The organism is Pseudoalteromonas sp. S4492, assembly GCF_005886115.1.
Taxonomy (GTDB): Bacteria; Pseudomonadota; Gammaproteobacteria; order Enterobacterales; family Alteromonadaceae; genus Pseudoalteromonas; species Pseudoalteromonas gelatinilytica.
Genome location: NZ_PNCP01000039.1, coordinates 118,420 through 140,330 on the forward strand (window position 1 = coordinate 118,420; position 21,911 = coordinate 140,330).

The 21,911-nt window shown below is 42.5% G+C and carries 17 protein-coding genes; 10 read left to right on the plus strand and 7 right to left on the minus strand.

Translation table 11 applies throughout. The features are described 5' to 3' along the window. Window positions 1-31 precede the first annotated feature (31 nt). The 6 genes from CWC28_RS13165 (at window position 32) to CWC28_RS13190 (ending at window position 8,908) form a co-directional block, all read left to right on the plus strand. Window positions 32-1,462, plus strand: a complete 1,431-nt coding sequence (locus CWC28_RS13165; RefSeq protein WP_063700256.1) for a peptide MFS transporter — start codon at window positions 32-34, stop codon at window positions 1,460-1,462. A gap of 116 nt (window positions 1,463-1,578) precedes the next feature. Then, a complete protein-coding gene (locus tag CWC28_RS13170; protein WP_063700258.1) occupies window positions 1,579-4,302 on the plus strand; it encodes a metallophosphoesterase in 2,724 nt (907 codons plus the stop codon). Between the two features lie 315 nt (window positions 4,303-4,617). Next, a complete protein-coding gene (gene hppD / locus CWC28_RS13175) occupies window positions 4,618-5,664 on the plus strand; it encodes a 4-hydroxyphenylpyruvate dioxygenase (protein WP_063700542.1) in 1,047 nt (348 codons plus the stop codon). 155 nt (window positions 5,665-5,819) lie between these two features. After that, on the plus strand, window positions 5,820-7,133 hold the full coding sequence (gene fahA / locus CWC28_RS13180) for a fumarylacetoacetase (RefSeq protein ID WP_063700260.1): 1,314 nt from the start codon (window positions 5,820-5,822) through the stop codon (window positions 7,131-7,133). Window positions 7,134-7,284: 151 nt separating this feature from the next. Then, window positions 7,285-8,436 carry a M23 family metallopeptidase gene (locus CWC28_RS13185; RefSeq protein ID WP_063700262.1) on the plus strand — a complete coding sequence of 384 codons (1,152 nt, stop codon included), beginning with the start codon at window positions 7,285-7,287 and terminating at the stop codon, window positions 8,434-8,436. Then, entirely contained in the window at window positions 8,426-8,908 is a 483-nt protein-coding gene (locus CWC28_RS13190; protein WP_063700263.1) for a bactofilin family protein, read from the plus strand. Before CWC28_RS13185 ends, CWC28_RS13190 begins: the two co-directional genes overlap by 11 nt. Here the strand turns inward: CWC28_RS13190 and CWC28_RS13195 are convergent. Continuing rightward, window positions 8,905-9,381: a hotdog fold domain-containing protein gene (locus CWC28_RS13195; protein ID WP_138625253.1), complete on the minus strand. Its 477-nt coding sequence runs from the start codon at window positions 9,379-9,381 to the stop codon at window positions 8,905-8,907. The two genes, CWC28_RS13190 and CWC28_RS13195, sit on opposite strands and share 4 nt — an antisense overlap. A gap of 177 nt (window positions 9,382-9,558) precedes the next feature. On the opposite strand from CWC28_RS13195, the gene CWC28_RS13200 reads away from it, so the two are divergent. The 4 genes from CWC28_RS13200 to CWC28_RS13215 all read left to right on the plus strand — a co-directional run bounded on the left by CWC28_RS13200 (window position 9,559) and on the right by CWC28_RS13215 (window position 14,000). Then, window positions 9,559-10,731, plus strand: coding sequence for a multidrug effflux MFS transporter (locus CWC28_RS13200; RefSeq protein WP_105174664.1), 1,173 nt, complete (start codon window positions 9,559-9,561; stop codon window positions 10,729-10,731). A gap of 223 nt (window positions 10,732-10,954) precedes the next feature. Next, entirely contained in the window at window positions 10,955-12,796 is a 1,842-nt protein-coding gene (locus CWC28_RS13205) for a S8 family serine peptidase (protein ID WP_105174665.1), read from the plus strand. A 98-nt stretch (window positions 12,797-12,894) separates the two neighbouring features. Then, window positions 12,895-13,527 carry a LysE family translocator gene (locus CWC28_RS13210; RefSeq protein ID WP_063700271.1) on the plus strand — a complete coding sequence of 211 codons (633 nt, stop codon included), beginning with the start codon at window positions 12,895-12,897 and terminating at the stop codon, window positions 13,525-13,527. Between the two features lie 8 nt (window positions 13,528-13,535). Further along, window positions 13,536-14,000: a methylglyoxal synthase gene (locus tag CWC28_RS13215; protein WP_063700272.1), complete on the plus strand. Its 465-nt coding sequence runs from the start codon at window positions 13,536-13,538 to the stop codon at window positions 13,998-14,000. Window positions 14,001-14,032: 32 nt separating this feature from the next. On the opposite strand, the gene yegD is transcribed toward CWC28_RS13215, so the two are convergent. The 6 genes from yegD to CWC28_RS13245 all read right to left on the minus strand — a co-directional run bounded on the left by yegD (window position 14,033) and on the right by CWC28_RS13245 (window position 21,837). Next, window positions 14,033-15,400, minus strand: a complete 1,368-nt coding sequence (gene yegD, locus CWC28_RS13220) for a molecular chaperone (RefSeq protein ID WP_063700273.1) — start codon at window positions 15,398-15,400, stop codon at window positions 14,033-14,035. A gap of 67 nt (window positions 15,401-15,467) precedes the next feature. Next, window positions 15,468-16,307, minus strand: a complete 840-nt coding sequence (locus CWC28_RS13225; protein WP_105181114.1) for a DNA ligase — start codon at window positions 16,305-16,307, stop codon at window positions 15,468-15,470. Window positions 16,308-16,398: 91 nt separating this feature from the next. Further along, on the minus strand, window positions 16,399-17,055 hold the full coding sequence (locus CWC28_RS13230) for an HAD family hydrolase (RefSeq protein WP_138625254.1): 657 nt from the start codon (window positions 17,053-17,055) through the stop codon (window positions 16,399-16,401). 48 nt (window positions 17,056-17,103) lie between these two features. Then, window positions 17,104-17,403 carry a hypothetical protein gene (locus CWC28_RS13235; protein WP_054551791.1) on the minus strand — a complete coding sequence of 100 codons (300 nt, stop codon included), beginning with the start codon at window positions 17,401-17,403 and terminating at the stop codon, window positions 17,104-17,106. Window positions 17,404-17,512: 109 nt separating this feature from the next. Continuing rightward, the gene (locus tag CWC28_RS13240) at window positions 17,513-19,774 is read right to left on the minus strand and encodes a TonB-dependent receptor (RefSeq protein WP_063700278.1); all 2,262 of its coding nucleotides are present in this window, start codon (window positions 19,772-19,774) and stop codon (window positions 17,513-17,515) included. Window positions 19,775-20,142: 368 nt separating this feature from the next. Continuing rightward, the gene (locus tag CWC28_RS13245; protein WP_249324971.1) at window positions 20,143-21,837 is read right to left on the minus strand and encodes a mechanosensitive ion channel family protein; all 1,695 of its coding nucleotides are present in this window, start codon (window positions 21,835-21,837) and stop codon (window positions 20,143-20,145) included. Between the last annotated feature and the right edge of the window lie 74 nt (window positions 21,838-21,911).

The following is a 21,911-nucleotide window of genomic DNA, read 5'->3' on the forward strand; positions in this document are numbered from 1 at the left end:
TCAAATAAAAACTTAGAGTTAGGAAGTAAATATGAGTTCATTACCTAAAGCAGGTGACTTTTTAGGGCATCCTAAAGGGTTATTCCTGTTGTTCGGCACAGAAATGTGGGAACGATTCGGTTACTACGGCATGCGCGCCATTTTAGTTTTATATTTAGTAGCGCTTGTACAAGAAGGTGGTTTTGGTTGGTCAAATGCAGACGCATTAAGCCTTTATGGTACCTTCACTATGGCTGTATATATCACACCACTATTCGGTGGTTGGTTAGCCGATAACGTCTTAGGACAACGTAAAGCGATTATACTTGGTGGTTTATTAATGGCTGCAGGCCATTTCACTATGGGTGTTCCTCACAGCTATTTAGCTGGCCAAGAAGAAAACGTTTTCTATATTGGCTTAACACTACTTTGTTTAGGTAACGGTTTATTTAAACCAAATATCTCAACCATGGTAGGTGACCTTTATAAAGAAGGTGACCAACGTCGTGATGGTGCGTTCACTATCTTCTACATGGGTATCAACCTAGGTGGTGCATTAGGTCCTCTAGTTGCGGGTTATGCTGCTGCAGCAATGGGCTGGCAATGGGGTTTCATCGTAGCTGGTGTAGGTATGGTGATCTCAGTTCTTCTTCAACTTGCACTAAGTAATAAATACTTAGGCGAAATCGGTGTTGTTCCTTCGGCTAAGCTTTCTCAAGCACAATCTGAATCAAATACTAAAGAGCCTTTAACGAAAGTTGAAACTGACCGTATTAAAGTTATTTTCACTATGAGTGTATTCAGTATCATCTTCTGGATGGGCTTTGAACAAGCGGGCGGTTTAATGAACCTTTTCGCTAACGATTACACTGACCGTATGCTATTTAACTTTGAAGTACCTGCTTCTTGGTTCCAATCTTTAAACTCAATTTTCATCATTGTATTTGCACCTTTAGTTGCCATCATTTGGTTGAAACTTGATAAACGTGAACCAAACTCTCCGGTTAAGTTTGCTATTGCACTTATTTTCTTAGCACTTGGTTTCATCACGATGATCCTAGCGCTAATGACACAAGGTCAAGGTGAGCACCTACAAATCAGCATGATGTGGTTAGTTTTATTCTACTTATTCCACACATTAGGTGAGTTATGTTTATCGCCGATTGGTTTATCTATGGTGAGTAAACTTGCACCTCTACGTTTAGCTTCAATGCTTATGGGTATCTGGTTCCTATGTACAGCGGTTGCAAACAAAATTGCAGGTTTCGTAGGTTCATTCCTAGGTGAAGGTGAAGAAGCGTTAGACAACGCGATGGGTATCTTCATTGGCTTAGGCGCAACTGCGGTTCTTTCTGCAGTGATCATGTACTTACTAAGCGACAAACTAGTCGCTTGGATGCACGGTGCTGAAGGCCAACACGAGCCACAAACGACTGAACACATCCTAGCTGAAGAGCTAGAAGTGTCTGCTGAAAAGCAATAATACTTATTCCCCGTAGCGCTCGCTGCGGGGAATTTCTCTCTCCCCTATTCCCTCTGCGTCCTTAAAACTGATACTATATTCTGATATTAATTTGGTTTGGCAAAGGAACTGAGTAAGTGCGCTTTAACACTCAACTACTGGTCATTATTCTGACTAGCTTATTACTGACAGCATGCGGTGGCGATAAAACAACAAAAGAAGTCGCAACAGCTCCTGATCAGTCTGGTTTGATTATTTCTGTCGAAAATGGCTTATCAGCTGAATTTGCACAGGGCGATGTCATACTTAATGCAATAAGTAACACAGTTACGACAGACACCACATTTACTTATACAGAGACAAGCGCTTCAAGCACGGATATCGAGCAAGGTATTGTATCGAGTATTCATACCTTTCGCCCAAATAACCTGATATTTGCTGAGCCATTAAGTTTAGCGATTAAGTTACCAGATGAACAAACCAACCTTGCCTTTAGCATAGTGCAGTTAGTTGATGAGCAGTGGCAAACTCTCAGTACTGAACAAAGCGATGATGGATTTGCTGTCAGTGCTATTACAGAATTTGGTAGTTTTGCTTTAATGTCTCGCACCGTTCCTGCGGCCAGTAAAACAATTGGCGAGCAATGTAATGACACAGCCAGTAACCAAACGGTACGCTTTATTCATGTTGCAGATTTACACGCGCGCTTTGGCTTTAAAGAGCAGTTATTCAGCCGTATTCGCAGTTACTACGACAAGGCTAAAGTTGAAAACCCTAATACTTTATTCACCAATGGTGGTGACGATTATGAAAAAGGCACCGTAGCGGAACAAACATCACAAGGGTTAGCCACTGTCGAAGCTATAAAAGCCATGGCCTTTGACGTACGTGTCATAGGTAACCACGATTATGCATGGGGACCTGAGCAATTGCTGGACTTTGCCGATGACGATAATGCCATCGTACTTTCAAGTAACACCGAATATGATGGTAGCAGCGAGACGTCGTTTGCCGGTGTCGATTTTTCTGTTGTCCAAGTTGGTTGCCTTCGTATCGGCTTTTTTGGCATGACTTCAGTGCCTTGGAATGAACTTGATGAACCAGTTGAAGACGAGCCAATTCCTGATTTTATCGCTAATTTTAAAATGAATTGGCAGTGGCAAGACGTGGCTGAGCAGATTGTAAACCAATACCGTCAAGATGTTGATTACATGGTCATGGTCAGTCACTTAGGTGAAGGCACTGACACCCGCATTGCACAAAATGTGGCGGGAATTGATTTAGTGCTTGGTGGGCATACTCATGGCGGTGAAAGTTATCAAACCTTAGATAACGGCAGTATTGTTATTCAGCCAAACTTTTTTGCACAAGGTCTGACTGATCTTACCTTAACTTTTAACCTTGAAGACAAAACACTTGCGGATGTTGATTACAATACCGTCGCAACCACCAGCATTACGACCCAAGATGAAAGCACTAAAAACGCCATCGATGAAATCATGGGTCGCTATGCCCCAGATGCAAACACCGAAATTGCGGTTTCAGAAAATTACCCTTCTGCAGAAGAGCTCACGACGATTACTGCCAAAGCTGCTATGCAGCAGTTCCCCGAGATTGATGCTGCCTTGCTTGATGCAAGCCAAGTACAAGATCGCTGGCTACCGGGTACGTTAACCCAAGAAGACTTCCATGCCGCATTTAAGGTTGAACGCCAACCATCAAACACCCCAGGCTTTAATTCAATTTATCAAGTTGAGGTGACTGGCAGCCAGTTGAAAAGCATGCGCGAAAGCCAGCCTGAATGGGTCTCGTTAGTGCCAGATAACCTTGATGACGCAAGCACTTACCAGGTTGCTTTATTTAAAGGCCCAGCACTAAATAGCGGGTTGTTCTTCCCTGCTCTGCCAAGCTTAGAAGCCCAATTGGTCGCAGAAAGTTGGTGGCTACTTGATAATTACGCGCGAGCACGCACCAGCCAATGTTTATATCTTGATACCGATAACACACTGAATGCGTGTAAAACAGATGATGCAGTCACGGTATGGAATTTTAACAATCCTGAGCAAGGCTTTAGCAGTGACGTTGGCCCTGCAACACTCAGCTTTTTCGACCCTGAAGACAAAAACTGGGGGCCAGAAGATAGTCAATTTGCCACCACTACAGAGCTTGAAATTGCTGATTTACCAACGGGTGCCTCAGGCGTGCTCGCCTTTGCTCGCCATAGCCCAACGCAAGGCTTAACCTTAACGGCTAATAGTGCCGCAAACGGTGATTACCAAACAGAAGGCCTTATCGCTGATTACACCTTAGTGATGGATATTATGTGGCCAGAACAAAGCACCAATGAGTGGCGCTCACTACTACAAACCGATATCACTAACAGTGATGACGCAGACTTGTACGTTAGCCGAGATAACGCCATTGGTATTGCCACCAGTGACAGTGGTTACTTTGGCGAGCTTTTGGCAAACAGCTGGCATCGTATTGCCTTTGTGTTTTACGCTGCTCCAAACAATGGCGCACTGAAAATTTATCTTGATGGTAAGCTGATTGGTATTAAAGACGAAGGTGAAATCAATGAGCGCTGGGCAATCAACAATGCGGCCTTACTTTTAACCGATAATGACTACGAAACTAAGCCGGGATACTTAAACGCCTTGTTATTTGCTGGTCGTGCGATGACTGATGCCGAGATTGCCAATATGGGTGCTGCACAGCAGCAACTTAGTTTTACGCAATCAACCCGTACCCTAAACCAAGTGGTTGAACGCCATTATCAAGCAGCACCACAAGTTTTAGATAACCCTTGGTTACAACAGCGCAGCAAGTTTTTTAACAAAGCACGTCAAACTGTAAACTAATCAATACAAGCGACTTAATAAAAAAGGCCGTGCAAGGCCTTTTTTACTGCCTGAAAAATACAAAAATTTACCATTAAATACATATAGATAGATATAAAAAAGGATACCCTCTGTTAGTCAATATAGTGGCTTACTCACTGCCTTTGATAGTGCAATTGCTGAAATTAAAATCATTGTCCCATTTAATTTACAAAAGAGGCTTTGGCTAAATAATGCGGGGATCTTCCCCTTATTGAGATTCTGGTTAATCATCCGCTCATTGCAGAACAATAATTCTTTTTTAGCGCAGTGCTTATAATTGCGGGAGTAATGACAATGAGCGAAGTAAATAATCCGTTAGGCCTAGTGGGCATTGAATTCACTGAATACGCAACACCAGATGCAGATTACATGGACAAAGTGTTTACTGATTTTGGCTTCTCAAAGCTAAAAAAATTCAAAGGTAAAGACATCGTTTACTATAACCAACATGACATTCATTTTTTACTAAACAATGAGCGTGATGGTTTCTCTGCTGAATTTGCTAAAAGCCACGGCCCAGCAATTTGTTCTATGGGTTGGCGTGTAGAGAATGCGCAAAAAGCATTCGAGGTTGCTGTTGAGCGCGGTGCAAAACCTGCGACAGATTCAACACATAAAGATTTACCTTACCCAGCTATTTACGGTATTGGTGACAGCTTAATCTATTTCATCGAGCAATTTGGCGACAAAGGTTCTATCTATGAGTCAGATTTTGAAGATTTAAGCGAGCAACACATTGTTGAAGACAAAGGCTTCATCCGTATCGACCATTTAACCAATAACGTTTATAAAGGCACGATGGAAACATGGGCTAACTTCTATAAAGACGTATTTGGTTTTACTGAAGTTCGTTACTTCGACATTAAAGGTCAAAAAACAGCGTTATTATCTTACGCACTTAAATCTCCGTGCGGTACTTTCTCGATTCCAATCAACGAAGGTAAAGATAATAACAACAACCAAATCGATGAGTACTTAAACGAGTACAATGGTCCGGGTGTACAGCATTTAGCATTCCTAACGAATGACCTAGTAAGCTCACTTGATAAGCTTGACCAATCAACGATTGCCACGCTTGATATCATCCCTGAGTACTACGACACCATTTTCGACCGTGTGCCTTGGGTTAAAGAAGACAAAGAGAAGATCCGTAAGCATCAAATCCTTGTAGATAGCCAAAGCGAAAACTGTTACCTACTGCAAATCTTCTCGAAGAACCTATTTGGTCCTATCTTCATCGAGATGATCCAACGTGTAGATGACGGCGGTTTCGGTGAAGGTAACTTCCAAGCCCTTTTCGAATCAATCGAACGTGATCAAGAGCGTCGTGGTGTAATCTAGTTCATCATGATGAATAAAAAGCAGCGTGTGGTTTGGGTAAATTCACACGCTGCTTTTTGTCGTTTTAAATTCTGTTTTAAACTAACTGTTTAAATTGCGTTGATTGCCTCCATATAGATAACTAATAAATCAGCGCGAACAAATAAGGAAAGAGTATGAGCCTAATTAACGAAACCCACGATATTAATCTAAAAAGCTGGGTTGCATCTGCTAACGAAGCGAACTGTGACTTCCCAATTCAAAACCTTCCTTTTGCAGAAGTACGTCGTAAAAATTCAGACGAAGCGTTCCGTGGCGCTGTCGCAATTGGTGATCAAGTTATCGATTTAGCAAAAGTAAATGAGCTTGGTTTATTCTCTGGTGATGCACAGGTTGCCGTTAAAGCCGCAAGCCAAGCTACACTCAATGAATTTATGGGTCTTGGTCAGCAGTATTGGTCTGCACTTCGTCTTGCTCTATCAAAAGCACTCCGTGAAGGTGCCAGTGAGCAAGCACAATTAAGCGAAGCGCTTATCGCTCAAGCAGACATCGAATTTGCGCTGCCATGTCGCATTGGTGATTACACTGACTTTTATACGTCTATTTACCACGCAACAGCGGTAGGTAGTTTGTTCCGCCCTGATAACCCACTTCTACCTAACTACAAATGGGTACCAATCGGTTATCACGGCCGCTCATCGTCAATTGATGTTTCTGGTCAAACGTTCCACCGCCCTAACGGTCAAACTAAAGCGCCAGATGCAGAAGTCCCTTCATTCGGCCCTTGTAAACGCCTAGACTACGAACTTGAGTTAGGTATTTACCTTGGTAAAGGGAATGAATTAGGCGATGCGATTGCCATTGAAAATGCTGAAAACCACGTATTTGGTTTCTGTGTATTTAATGACTGGTCTGCACGTGACTTACAAGCATGGGAATACCAACCGCTTGGTCCATTCCTTGCGAAGAACTTCGCTTCGACTGTATCTCCTTGGATTGTTACAACAGAAGCTCTGGCACCATTTAGAACAAACTGGACACGTGACGAAAACGATCCACAACCAATGGACTATTTAGAGTCAGCTCATAACCGTGAGTTTGGTGCATTCGATATCAAAATGGATGTACAAATCGAAACAGAAAAGATGCGTGCAGCTGGCGAAGCACCAACACAAGTATCTAAATCAAGCTTCAAGCACTCTTACTGGACCGTTGCGCAAATGGTCACTCACCACACTGTAAATGGCTGTAACTTCCAACCAGGCGACATGTTAGGTTCGGGTACACAATCGGGCCCTGAGCATGAAGAAGCGGGTTCATTATTAGAACTTTCTCGCGGTGGTAAAGAAAAGATCACGCTAGCTAATGGCGAACAACGTACTTTCTTAGAAGACGGCGACAACGTAATCATGCGTGGTTGGTGTGAAAAAGACGGTTTTGCACGCATTGGTTTTGGTTCAGTCGAAGGTACAGTATTACCTGCCAAATAAAAATAACTCGCTATTTTTATTTCCAGAACAACGATTAAGGGCATTTTTTGCCCTTTTTTTTGCATTTTTTTCAGTTGAGTTACAATTTTTTGCTGGCTTTTTTAAATGAGATTGCTATCTTAGCTCGGTTATTAGTCAAATTTTGTACGCCATGTTAGTTAAACTTAAGTCTTTTTATCGCACGTTTTTTCCAGCTCGTCAGCTGTTGATCCGTCAAAATGGCGAAGTAAAACACTTAGTATTAGCCCCTTGGGTGCAATTAACGACCTTACTAGTCATTTTAACCGCTCTTGTTTGGTTAAGTATTTCAACACTGCAAATCATTTCTCAAGCTGACAAGATCACTAGCATCGAACAAACTCAGCTAACAAAACAACAAGAATGGCAAAAACAGCATTATCAGCAACAAGCTGTTTATGAAAAACAGCTAGAGCAATTGGCAGTCCTTGAACAAAAACAAGCGCTATTGCAAAGCATGATTGAATCGCTTCCAGAATCAATGAACAAACCTGCACTGCCAACCGACGCAGAGCCATTACTTTTGCCTGTTCAGGAGCACGCTGAAGAGTTTCACGCGCCTTTAGAAGATGAACAGCAACCTAAACAAGTAAAACGCTTAGAGAGTATTTCTGAGCGCTTAGCGCGTCTTGATGCTGCTTATAACAGCAGTTTTATTGTATTAGATGAGCAAATTAAGCTTCGTCACCAAGAAATTGTTGCCATGTTAGAAGGTGCAGGCCTTGATAGTAGCCTTGCTGACGGTTCTGTTTTAGACGGTAGCGAAACGGCACAAGGTGGTCCATTAGATTTATTTGACGAATCAAAAATTCCCGCTGAGTTTTTAGCGATTGCCGACAAATTGCTGGCATTAAATAACCTTGAAAACTTACTCAGCGAATTACCACAAACACTTCCTGCTGCCGATTACTACATTTCAAGTAGTTATGGTCTTCGAAAAGATCCTATGAATGGCCGCCGTGCTTTTCACAAAGGCGTTGATTTAGCAGGTTGGCATAAAACCGAGATTTTTGCTCCCGCTGATGGCACCGTTTTACGTGCTGGTCGTAATGGCGGCTATGGCAACTTTATCGAACTACAACACAAAAATGGCTTCGTTACTCGCTTTGGTCACCTTAATAAAATTAAGGTTAAAAAAGGCCAAACAGTGACTAAAGACGATGTCATTGGTTTAATGGGTAGTACTGGCCGTAGTACCAGCACTCACCTACATTACGAAGTTTTAGTGAATGGCAAACATGTCAACCCGGTTAAAATAACAAAGGCGCTTTCTCGTGTTCGGTAAAAAAAAACAATCAGCAGCTAGCTCGTCTGGCTCATCTTTAAAAAGAACCAACCACACTCCTTCTATTATTTCTGAAGACGTTCGTTTAACTGGCGGCCTCAGCAGCCAAGGTGAAGTTCAGCTTGATGGACGCATCGAAGGCGATTTACGTGTTAAACATTTAGTGATTGGTCACACTGGCATGATTGAAGGTGTCATTGAGGCTGATAGTGTTATCGTCAAAGGTAAAATTATCGGTTCACTGATTGCCAACAAAGTGACGATTGAAAGCACAGCACAAGTTCATGGTGATGTTTTTCATGACACACTGAGCATCGAAGCCGGCGCAATCATTGAAGGTAGTTTAAAACATCGTCACGAAGAAGATAATGTGGCGCCAATCAAGCCTGAAGAACAAACAAGTTCTTCATTATTGGCTGATGACGACAACGACTTGTCGTTTGTTAACAAACAAGCCGCTGATAAGTCTTAACGTTTTTTAGCGGTTACATACATTGTGATATCCGCGGTGAAAACAAGTTCATCGCGGCTATTAAAAACCTTCACGGGTACTAGCAAGTCCTGCTTTTCTAACCACTCACTCGGCACGTCTATCTGGGCAACAGCACGCATATCTGTGTCAATTTTCGCTAAATAACTCACGGTCATGCCTTTTGGGATCCAACGGTGCGTTTTTGCCGGCACAGTGGCATCAACCATTAAACCTGCACATAACTCAGCGACATTACACTGTGCAATTGCATGAATAGTCCCTATATGATTGTGGATTGCTCGGCGGTTTTTAACGGTTGCACTGCAATGCCCAGCAGTTAAATGTGTGATCAATGGCTTTATTGACCCAAAGTAAGGGGCTTTAAAACACACGGCTTTACTAAACAACCAGTTACCCTTTGGCAGTGACTGACATTTAGTCCAAATTTTTAATAATGATGATGGTGAGCTCACGACGTTTATCCATTATTTTTATGATGTGAGATAAAAAACTAACACATCAGACCAGATAGCGAAATGGAAAGTTTTTGTAAGCAGTTTTAATGATTACGTATGTATTACACTTTTAGCCAAGTGAACGCTTTTCTTTTCCTTTAGGGGCACATAAAATACCGTTTTAAAGGAGAGCGAATGCAGTCACGCCAGCACAAAAACCTCAGCTTACTATTTATTCTTGGCCTTCTGGTTATTTTTAGCCCGTTAGCAATTGATATTTACTTACCCGCATTTCCGACCATTGCAGAACAATTTAACGCTTCAGAAAAGCAAATTCAGCAAACCGTCGCTATTTTTATGCTTACCGTTGGGCTTGGACAGCTCATTGCAGGGCCATTAGCAGATAAGTTTGGTCGTAAGCCAGTGGCAATTACCGGTGTGACAATTTATGGTTTAGCGGCTTTTGGGGCGTATTTAGCACCTGATTTTGCGAGCCTGATGATGGCAAGAGCACTGCAAGGCTTGGGGGCCTGTGCCACGTTTGTCGTGGCATTTGCGATTGTAAGAGATCGATTTGGTAGTGAACGCAGCGGTCAAATCATTACTTATCTCAATGGTATCGTCTGCTTTATCCCTGCCCTAGCGCCAATTTTAGGTGCTTGGCTCACAGTGCAGTTTGGTTGGCGCATGAACTTTTTATTCATGGCAGCATTTGCACTTATCGGTTTATTCATAACCTTGTTAATGTACAAAGAAACCCGCCCTGCCGATAGCGTCTATAGTGGTCATATTCTTGACCTACGCCGTTTTATGCCAATCATCAGCACGCCATTGTTTTTATTCCATAGCTTAATTTGCTTGGTAACTATGTCGGCTATTTTAGTCTTCGTTACGCTAGCACCAGGCTGGCTTATTACTGAATTAGGTGGCAGTGTGACCGACTTTACTTTCTGGTTTACCTGTAATGCAGTATTGAGCATTGTTGCTAGCTTTATTATGCCACTGTACATCAAGCGCCAACCAAAACGCGCGTTAAAAGCAGGACTCTTGTTACTTGTAATCGCAGGTGCCTTAATGTTGGCCTTTAGCCAACAACGTACTGCGCTTGCGTTGATGTTTCCGATGTTTATTGCTGCGTTTGGTTTTGCACTGACACTTGGCTCATCAGCAGGCCGTGCATTAAGTTTATTTCCTAAACAAGCAGGCACCGCTTCCGCACTTATTGGTTTGATGCAAATGAGTGGTGCAAGCTTATTAGTGTTTATAACGCAATTCTTAAATTTGACTACCCCGGTATTAATTGGCGTGCACTTTTTAATGCTCATTCCATTTACCTACTTATTGTTCAAGCATAAGCACTTGTCATAAAAAAGTTTTATCATACTTTTCGTCATGACGGGTAAATGAGAATCGTTATACTCTATTTACCCGTTTAGACATCCTGTTATTTCCTACCGTTATAAAAAGTATCTTTCTAGAATAATTTGTTCCAGTTTTGTGGATTATTTTGCTTGTACCTATAGCGCCATTAAACTATTGTTTACTCACGTTAACATTTAGTTAACTCAACAACATGTTTGGGATACGAATTATGAAAAAGAATAAATTAGCATTAGCACTTATCATCAGTGGACTATGTGCTGCAGGAACTGCAAATGCAGCAAACGATCGTTACATCATCCAAGTAGACAACAACAATAAAGGCGTAGTTAAAGCACTCGCTAAAAAGCTCGGTGGTGATATTAAAGTTGATGGTAATGGCTTTATTGCAGCGCAATTTACAGGTCATGATCTTGCAAGTGTAAAAGGCTTACTGAACAACCCTCATATTAAACTAATTGAAGAAGATCAAAAGCGTGTACCAATGGCGCTGTATAACGATGACGCCGGTAATGCAATGCAGCAACAATTAACGCCGTATGCAGTTTATCAATCACAAGCTGATCAAGTTACCTTCGATGCGAATGCTGGCATGAAAGTCTGTGTAATTGACTCAGGTCTAGATGCAACAAACCCTGATTTCGTTTGGGGTAATATCACAGGTGATAACGACAGTGGCACTGGCAACTGGTACGACAATGGTGGCCCACACGGTACTCACGTAGCAGGTACAATTGGTGCGGCAGACAACAATGTTGGTGTGGTTGGGATGGCACCGGGTGTGGCAATGCACATCATCAAAGTATTTAATGCTGAAGGCTGGGGTTATTCTTCAGATTTAGCACACGCAGCGGACTTATGCTCTCAAGCTGGTGCAAATATTATCAGCATGAGCCTTGGTGGCGGTGGTTCAAATAGCACCGAATCTAACGCGTTTGCTAATTTTACTAACGCCGGCGGTTTAGTGGTTGCTGCAGCGGGTAACGATGGTAACAGCGTGCGCTCATACCCTGCAGGTTATTCTTCAGTCATGATGGTTGGTGCAAATGATGCGAACAACCAAATTGCAGATTTTTCGCAATTCCCTAGCTGTACAACAGGTCGTGGTAAACGTGTAACTACCGATGAAACTATCTGTGTTGAAGTAACAGCAGGCGGTGTTGATACACTTTCAACTTACCCAGCAGGTATGGCAACGTCAGCTAGCTTAGCAGCTGATGGCGCAGGCTTTGCTACTTCATCAATGGAAAACGCGGGTAATGCATCAGGCACGGCGTATTACATGGGTACTGCTGAAAGTGTTGATTCTGGCGCAGCGGGCAAAATTTGTATGATTGACCGTGGTAATATCTCGTTCTACGACAAAGTAAATAACTGCGAGAACTCAGGCGGTATCGGCGCTGTTATCATCAATAACGAAGCAGGTATGCTATACGCTACATTAGGCGATACTAACGATACAACAATTCCTGCTGTCGGTGCGGCACTTGAAGACCGCTCAGCTCTACTTTCAAGTACAACAATTGATATCGCAATTGGTACCAGTGATTATGGTTTCATGAGCGGTACATCAATGGCAACGCCTGCTGTTTCAGGTATCGCAGCACTAGTATGGTCAAACCATCCTGAGTGTACAGGTACAGAAATTCGTGATGCGTTAAAAGCGACAGCACAAGACCAAGGTGCTTCTGGTCACGATGTTTACTTCGGTCACGGTATTGTTAAAGCAGCTGATGCAGATGCATACCTAACAGCCAATGGCTGTGCAGGTGGTGGCGATAATGGCGGCGGCACAACACCGGGTAGCGATGACATTAGCCTTTCTACTTCAGGTTATAAATCAAAAGGCACTGCGTATGTTGATTTAAGCTGGAGTGGTGCTGCTACAAGCACTGTTGATGTGTACCGTAATGGTAGTAAAGTAGGCTCAGTGGCAAACACTAACAGCTATACTGACACTATTACAACGAAAGGTGGCGGCACTTACACTTACCAAGTATGTGAAGCACAAAGCACAACTGTTTGTTCAAACAACAGCTCAGTGACATTCTAATACTTTCCCCAACCCAAATCAGCGGGCATTGATTGCCCGCTTTTTCTTTTTCTAGAAGCTTGTTAAAATCAATTACCTAGCTTTTTATCTTTGTGCCGATGATCAATCCAGAATCGTTACTGTCGTTTTTAGGCGCCAGTTTTTTAATTGCCGTGGCTCCCGGCCCTTCTAATGCATTTTTAATGGCACAAACCTTTGCCAATGGCCGTAAAGCAGGAATGCAAAGTGCATTCGGTTTTGCCCTAGGTGGTGTGGTCCATACTTTTTTTGCGGTGGTGGGTTTAACTGCTATTTTAAAAGCATCTACAGTCGCGTATACCACAGTTCAGTATTTAGGTGCAGCGTACCTGTGCTATTTAGGCATAATGACCTTAAAAGACACCTTCACACAGCCTGAACCTGACTGTGATGAAAAGCCTCATGTAAGTACCAGTAAAAAGCAAAATGTGATGTTTCAAGCAATGATGACCGAGGTACTTAATCCAAAAGTCGCGCTATTCTTTATTGCATTTATTCCGCAGTTCGTCGATCCGAGCTTGTCTTCAACGACCTTTCAGCTCGCTTTTTTTGGCTTACTTTACCCGCTTTTTGCTTTTCCAATCGACTGCACGTATATTTATTTCGGCGATAAGATAGCCAGTTATTTTCGTGATCACCCACAAACCCAAATTTGGATTGATCGGATCACGGGACTGGTGTTTATTGCATTAGCAATTAACCTATTGATATAAGAGCACTTATGGAACAAAAACAACAAGCCTTACCAGCCAAAAAGAATATTGCCCTCGTAGCCCATGATGGCAAAAAAGCAGCTCTTCAGGCGTGGTGTGAAAAGCATCAAGCTATTTTAAGCAAGCACACGCTGTATGGTACGGGTACAACCGGTCATTTAATCGAGCGTACTACAGGGCTTGAAGTGATTAAGCTGCTAAGCGGCCCTATGGGTGGCGATCAGCAACTCGGTGCTAAAATTGCTGAACATGAAGTGCACATGTTAGTGTTTTTCTGGGATCCACTTGCATCGCAGCCACACGACCCTGATGTAAAGGCATTACTACGTTTAGCTGCGGTTTGGAATATTCCTGTTGCTTGTAATGAAGTCAGTGCTGATATGCTATTAAGCTCACCTATGATGGAAACTGAGCTGTGCCGCACGTTACCAGATTATGAAAAATATCTCGCAACGCGCCAAGTGACTCTTTAATTCTTAAAGTCGATATCTCAAAGTGGGGGCGATTAGCTATAAAGCTTATGCGCCCACTTAGTTAAGCCAGCAGTTACACTTCCAAAGTGGTCCCCGTTCAGCATAGTAATGTCACCTAAATGGGCCTGTAACGCAGCCTTGATAAGCGGTGATTGCGCACTACCACCCGTTAAGTAAATGACATCAGGCGTTGTGCCTGCCTCTTTGATCGCTTGTTTCGCTAAGCCCACTATCTGGCTTATCGAGTCATCAACAGCTAAGGCTAAATCTTTCAACGTTAAACACTGTGTTAGTTCTGAATCTAAGAAATGCAAATCAGTAGTAAATTCATTCGCTGACGACAATGCAATTTTTGCCGCTTCACCTTGCTGCACTAATTGGTGACCTTGCTTATTTTGCTGCAATTGAATTAAGCGTTTAAATAGTCCTGGCTCTTTAACTTCACGCAGCTGGGTCAATAACTCTCGATGATGAGCATCACTATAAAACTGGCTTTGTAGGTTCACATCATTGATTTTACACGCTTGCCAAAACGGTTGATTCGGAAGCGGAAGACCCGATTTAAACTCTGTGCCTAAACCAAGCAATGGCATTAAACCATGAAAGCTCAGCGCAATATCTAAATCATTCCCCCCCACACGCTTACCACTGTGGGCTAAAAAGTCATTGTCACGGCACTGATTTGCACGGAAGCTCGGCCCCATTTGTACAAATGAGCAATCGCTAGTACCCCCGCCAATATCGACAACTAACACTTTTTGGTCTTGCTGTAATGAGGTTTCATAATCAATTCCCGCAGCTAATGGCTCATACAAAAATGAGACCTCTTTAAAGCCTGCACGTTTTGCCGCTCGCTCTAATATGCCGAGCGCTTGTTGATTAGACTCTTCACCACCAACTGATTGAAAGTTTACCGGTCGCCCAATGACCGTTTCGGTTAATGACTCTTGCAGTGATTGCTCGGCGCGTTGTTTTATTTTTAAGATCATCGCCGTAGCAATGTCTTCAAAGAAGTTAATTTGTCCTTGCTTTAAGCCCACGGCGCCAAAAAATGATTTAGGTGATTTTACAAAGTAACCTTCTTCAGGAAATTGCACGTATTCACTGATCGCTTCTCGCCCAATAAATAAGGTGTCATCACCAGCTTGAATATCTAAATCGGATTTAATGCGAGGGATGGTATTTAAAAGCGCTTGACGCTCAGTTTTAAAATCCTGCTCAAATGGGCTGCCAGCAAGGTGTTTTGCTACAAAATCAACCACTAAAGCACTGTGATGAGTATAGAGTGTTGATGGTAAATATTGTTTGCCTTGCTCAAGGGGCACTAAAGACACTTGTTGCTCATTATCCATTACACCAATTGCACAATTTGAGCTACCGTAATCAAAGCCTGCAAACATTCTAACACCTATACATCAATAAAAAGGCCGCGAAATTTACCACAGTCGCAGCCATTTTTGAATGACACTATGGCCTTTCATGTAAAAAGCTTGCAAAGCGTGGCAAACCATTTTTAGTAAAACCATGATATTTATAGGTAATGGTACTTCCAATTGCGGGAGGTGATGTTCTTTGCTGATCGGTAAATCCCGAACCAATTTTAAATTCTAGCCCGTCACTGTTTCGAACTTTGAGTGCACCAAGCATATTTTTGTACTTTCCTTTTCCTGCGATGTAACCTACCACAACCGCTTCGGCATCAAGGTAGGGCTTTAATTTTAAAAGAGCATCACTGCGCCCTGCACTATGCTTAGCACTGGCTAGATGCAGCATCACACCCTCAGCACCTTGTGCGATTAGCTCATCCATAAATAAGCTCAGTTGCGTGTTCTCGTTAAAGTGCTTTTGCTCAACAGCTTTAATATGCTCGCTGTTCAGCTGACTGACTAACCGTGCGTAATTTTCAAAGCGCTGACTAAACGGCTTTGTCGCATCCGGCATATCAAATATCATGTAACTGACGGTTTGCCATTCAGACTCTACAGGTGTGACTTTGCGAACGATACCGCTTAGGTTGGCAAAGTCTTGACGCTTAGTCCAAAGCTCTCCATCAAGCCAAACCCCTGGCAGCGGCGCGGTAAACCACTTGGGAGCATAAATTGGGTTACCGTTCCGGGTTACTAATTGACTCCCCGTCCAAATGGCCCGAACACCATCATATTTTTCACTAACTAAATAATCGCTTACATTAACCTTTTCGGCTTCATAAACGTTCGCTAAGAGGACTGAAGGAGCTTGTTGTGCTTCGGCTGAAATGCCGATAAATAACGTGATTGCGCACAGCAGCGCGCGAGTGAGAATAACCATCATTGCTTCCTTGCAAATGTGTGAGTATTAGTTGGCTATTACTAGTTAAAAATAGCTACTTAACAATAGCGGCTTAGCAATAGCCAGTTAATTATAGTTTAGTTTGTAGCCATTTGAAAAACTCGCTCAAATCAGCAAACACACCTGCGGCTTTACTAAAATCATGCTCTAACGTGAAATGATTCGGCACCGCATACACAGCAACTCCAGCATTACTCGCAGCAGTGACGCCGGTGAAAGTATCTTCGACTGCGACGGCTTCATCGGCCATGATATTTAATGTATCGAGGGCTAATTGGTATGGATCGCCAGCAGGTTTGGGATTGTTAACATCATCTTTGGTAACGACACAATCAAACCAATCAAAAATGCCATAGCCATTTAAAATAGGATAGGCTTCATCTTTTGCACTGCCTGTTACTAATGCCATTTTTAAACCACTGGCTTTGACTTGCTCTAGCACTGCTTTTGCGTGAGGCATATAAGCAGGTAAATTACTGCTAACAAAACGCCCAAACGCAGCGTACTTTTCATCCGTTAACTGCTCTGGACTGATAGTAAGCCCATAATTTGTAACGACCTCTTTAGCTGCTTCAAGGGTGGGTCTACCAGAAAAGCGTTGGCAAAACGCGGCTTCATCATATTGCACGCCAAAAGGGGCTAATAAATCATTCCAAATATTAAAATGCACACTTTCAGAATCCACCAAAGTGCCATCCATATCAAACAATACTGCTTTTAAAGTCATCCTCATTCCTTCAAAGTAAAAAGGTGCCAAAGGCACCTTTAATTATGATTATTCTGTTAAACCCGCAGGTGGCTCAGCAAATGCTTCTTCGCCGGTTTCAACATCAACCAGCTCGTAGCCACGTTGCTTTCTTACCACTTTTAAAATCGGCTTAGAAAACGCTGTTTTTAAACGATCTGCATCTGCTTCAAGTTCTTCGACTGTATTACCAAATGGTGCAGCACCGGTTTCTGACCAATTAGTCACTTTACCATTTAAGTTATATTCAACTTCGTGAATTTGATATTGTGCTGCTTCATCTTTTGTTGCTTCACAAAAAATTACACGGTAGTTCCAAAATCCAGCCATAGCTATTCTCTTTCTCTTAAATTAATCCTGCCACTTTAGCAGTTACCAACGCGATTATAAACGAAAAAACCCGCTATACAGCGGGTTTTAATAGTACTTATCTTTCAGCTTAGAAGAAGCTTACTTTGAACTCAGCACCGATGTAACGCTCTTCGTTCACCATTGCTGTGTTGTTATTGAAGTCGATAGCACCGATTGATTGCTGCTCGTCGAACATGTTACGTACGAATGCTGACACTTCATATTCGTAGTCGCCTTCTGCCCAAGCATAACCTGCACGTAGACCTACTTCAGTTAATGGCTTGCCTTCAAACTCAACTGACTCATATAAGAAGTAGTTGATTTCGCTACGATAAGACACGTCAGCGTAAGTGAAGAATTCACCGTCAGCAACTTCGCGGCTATAACGTAAAGTTAAGTTTGAGATCCACTCAGGTGCGTGCGGTAGGCTGTTACCATCAAGAACAGCTTGACCTGCGCTGTTTAATGAGTTTGTAACAGTACACTGTGCACATACGTCAACGGCTAAGTCTTTATCTTTAAGCTCAGTGTTGTTGTAGCTTAAGTTAAATGTAGCGTTTAGGTTGTCAGTTAATACCCACTCAGTGTCTAACTCAAAACCGTAACCAGTTGTCTTATCAGCATTAACTAAACGGTTGAAGTTTGCACCACCACCTACAGCTGTTAATTGTTGGTCATCCATTGTGTAGTAGAACACAGTTGCATTTACACGACCTTGGCCGTCAAGTACGTCTGATTTGATACCTGTTTCGAATGACGTCACAGTTTCAGACTCAGCAACAGTTACTTCGTCACCGAATAAGATACGACCTTGAATACTTGGTGCACGGAAGCTGTTAGCAACACGTGCGTACCAGTTTACGTCATCGTTGATCTTGTAGTTAGCAGATAAATCCCAGCTAACGTGGTCGTCACTTGGGTTTTCTGTAAGGTATAACGCACTACCACCAATTGGGCTTAAAGTACGGTCTGCTGAGAACTCTTTCTCATCATCTGAGTAACGAAGACCCGCAGTGATTTTTAAGTCGTCAGTGATTGTGTAATCTAATGAACCGAATACCGCCCACGCTTTAGTATCTTGTTGCTGGATAACATAGCCGTTTAACTCACCTGGCGTTGAACCATAAGTGTCGTAGCTGAAGTTTTCGATTGTTAGCGCTTCGTCAAAGTAGAAAACACCTACTTGGAAGTTAACGTCGCCAGCATAGTTGCTAGATAAACGAAGTTCTTGCGTGTATTGGTCTTGATCTGGAATACCGTCAGCACTTTCAGAGTAGAACGGGATAAAACCTGGGCCCATATCTGGTAAGTAGCTTGCACCGTAACCACCGTCAATGTCAGCGCGAGAATAGATTTCAGCACTTTCCCATGCAGAGATTGAGGTAAGAGTTAAATCGTTGATATCCCACTCAAGCTTTAAGCTTGCGCCTTGAGATTCAACTTGCTGTGTCGCACGAGAAGCAGCATCGTGGTAAACCACATCGTGCTCATAGTTATCAGCTAAATCGTTTGTGCCTGCTTTGATAGCGTTACCACGGAATGCGATTGGCGTACCGTCCATATCACGTACGTGATAGTTGAAAAGACCTGTGAAATCGTCACCTTCATATAAGAACTGAACACGTGCCGCTTTTTCAGTGTAACCACCTAATACGTCATCTTGTTCAAAACCAGGAGCACGGTTATCGATGTAATCGTCTTTTTCTTGCCAAAGTACAGAAACACGCGTTGATAAACGGTCTGTTAAGCCACCGCCAACAGCACCTTCAAAATCAACTGCGCCACGGCTACCGTAAGATACTGAACCATAGCCTTCAAATTCTTGTGATGGTTTTACTGTATCAAATTTAACAAGGCCAGCTGGTGTGTTACGACCGAATAAAGTACCTTGTGGACCACGTAGAACTTCTACACGTGCAACGTCAAATACAGGGAAACCTTTTAAGATTGCGTTCTCTTGAACAACTTCGTCTACAACTAGCGAAACTGGTTGAGAAGCATTTAGGTCAAAGTCAGTGTTACCTAGACCACGAACATAAAAGCGTGGGAAAGAACGACCAAACGAAGATTCGATTGATAAGCTAGGGATTTTCGCGTTCATGAAACGAATATCCATACCAGCTGAGCTGTAAGCATCTAAGCTGTCACCTTGTAATGCAGATACAGCTACAGGTACTTCCTGTGCGTTTTCTACACGTTTACGAGCGGTGATTTGAATAACTTCTAGTTGGTTGCTTTTTGCTGCTGGCGCTTCGTCTGCAGCAAGAGTTGAAAATGAAGTACCTGCTACGGCAGAGAACAACGTTGCATTGATAAGTGTTGCTAACGTAGATCTTTTCATTGCTTTCATGTCGGGTTTTAACCTTTTTTATGCACTCTTATTCAACGGTGATGATGTTGCGTCAATTCATTTGACGGGCTCGGCCAATTTTTCGCGCCTTGTAATAAGCTGCGCGGACCTCTAGTTCGAGAGTGCAAAACGAGATAAAGAGGCTGAACGAACGCTGACGATTATAACACTTTATGACACTTTTACTGCATTAAAAATTAGAAATATACAAATTTTTTACAACAATTAGCGGCAACATCGCCGCATTTAGAAGATTTTATGCAATTATTTTTCACTTGAGCGGACATATGTCCTGTTCATCCACATGCAACAATGTGTAGACATTATGTACAAATGAGAGTCCCTTTCATTTACCCCTTTTTTAGCAACTAATCAGTCACACGTGCGAATTCTGGATTAGCTAATTCACATTCGTGCTCATTCAATAAGCCTAAGATTGCTAAATTTAACTCTTCAATTACTTCCATATAAAAAGCAAAGTCGACGGTCTCTACGTAGCTTAGTACATCCACTTGTAAAGCCCAAGGTGTGAAGCCTTTAAAGCGAACACGACATGGTTCAAAGGCAATATGTTTATGTTGCTCCAAAAGCTCTCTTACAGCTTGCATAAACGAGATTAAGTTTTGTTGTTTGGTATTGGCGTTGAGCATCAATTTTGGTCGATAAGAAATACGCTCTCTTTCAGAGACGTTCTCAAGCTGCATATCTACAAACTTTGCATTCGCCACATAGATAACCGAGCGATCAAGGGTTCGAATTCGCGTAGCCCTTAAGCCTATTTCTTCAACGGTGCCCAGGTGGCTGCCAAACTTACATAAGCTGCCTATTTTCACCGGTGCAGAAATATAAAGTGTGATTGCAGCAATGATATTCTCAACTGTTTTTTGCGCAGCAAGGGCGATAGCAAGGCCACCAATCCCTAACCCCGCTAATAATGTAGTGGCATTAAACCCTAAGTTTTCAAACCACATAAATAACAACGAAATAACAATCAGTGTTTTAGCTACATTACTAATTGGTCGTAATAAGAATACCGCTTGTGGCTTGTCTTGCTTGATAAAACGCTGACTTAACCTGTGCTTGGCGAGATCGACAGCCCTTAAACAAATCCAACCCCATGCAATTAATAATACAGTTGCACCATGAAATAGCGCCATCACTGCTATGGTGACATTAGATTGGTCGTTCAGTGAGCGCGCCATAAGTACTGCAAGCAACAGGCTGATCGGGCCATTAATGAAACCAATGACATCTTTTTCTACAGGTACTTTTAAGTGTGCAAGAATAAACGTAATTAAACGGGTAATAATAATCGCGATTGCCAAAAACAACACAAAAGAGAAGGCAAAATATATCCACTGCCAAAGCATCACACCTAAAAACTCAATATCAGGCAGATTATCGTACAACCACTCACCGACTCGGTTATAGCCATACTCTTTAGTGAGCAGAGGAATTTGACTCACCGTTGCATTCGATATCTTCCAGATCCGATTACCTGTTTTATCATCCGGCACTATTTGCAATAAAATTTGCACCTTGCCTTGTGATGTACTGATTTCTCCAACCAGATCACGATAACTAGGTACGCTTTCTTTTTGTTTACCTTTAGGCTTGTTACTCAAGCTATCAACATCAACCCATAAGGTACGATCCAGCACCACCGATAAGTTTTCTGCAAGCTGAATTTTGCCAAGCGCCTCAACTTCTTTCGGTAAGTTACGGTAATCAAGATATTGGCTAGCACGTTCAAAATCGCGAGCGCGGGTTGCTTTTAAGTAGCCTTGCATGGAGCTGCGAGGCGTAGTTCGATCAAAGGCATCATAGGGTAAGTCATCTTCAAGAGGCTCCTGCACCTTTTCCGTTGTAGCAGGTGTATTCGCTTCAGGCTCTTGCTTGGCCGGCTTTTGTTCGGCTTGCTCTTCCTTGTTGTCTTTATCAATTAAGGATTTAACGGTCACTTCTGGGGTGGTTGTTGCCCATAAAGGCGCATTAAACAACAGTAAAAAACACACTACTAACGTGCTAAATTGCAATGAAAACTTAGTCGTACTACTGTTCACACTTAATTCCTTGTCCGCAAAAACTTTTTAACGCTGAAAAAATCATCTAATTAAATTAGAGCATGGTTTGTGTA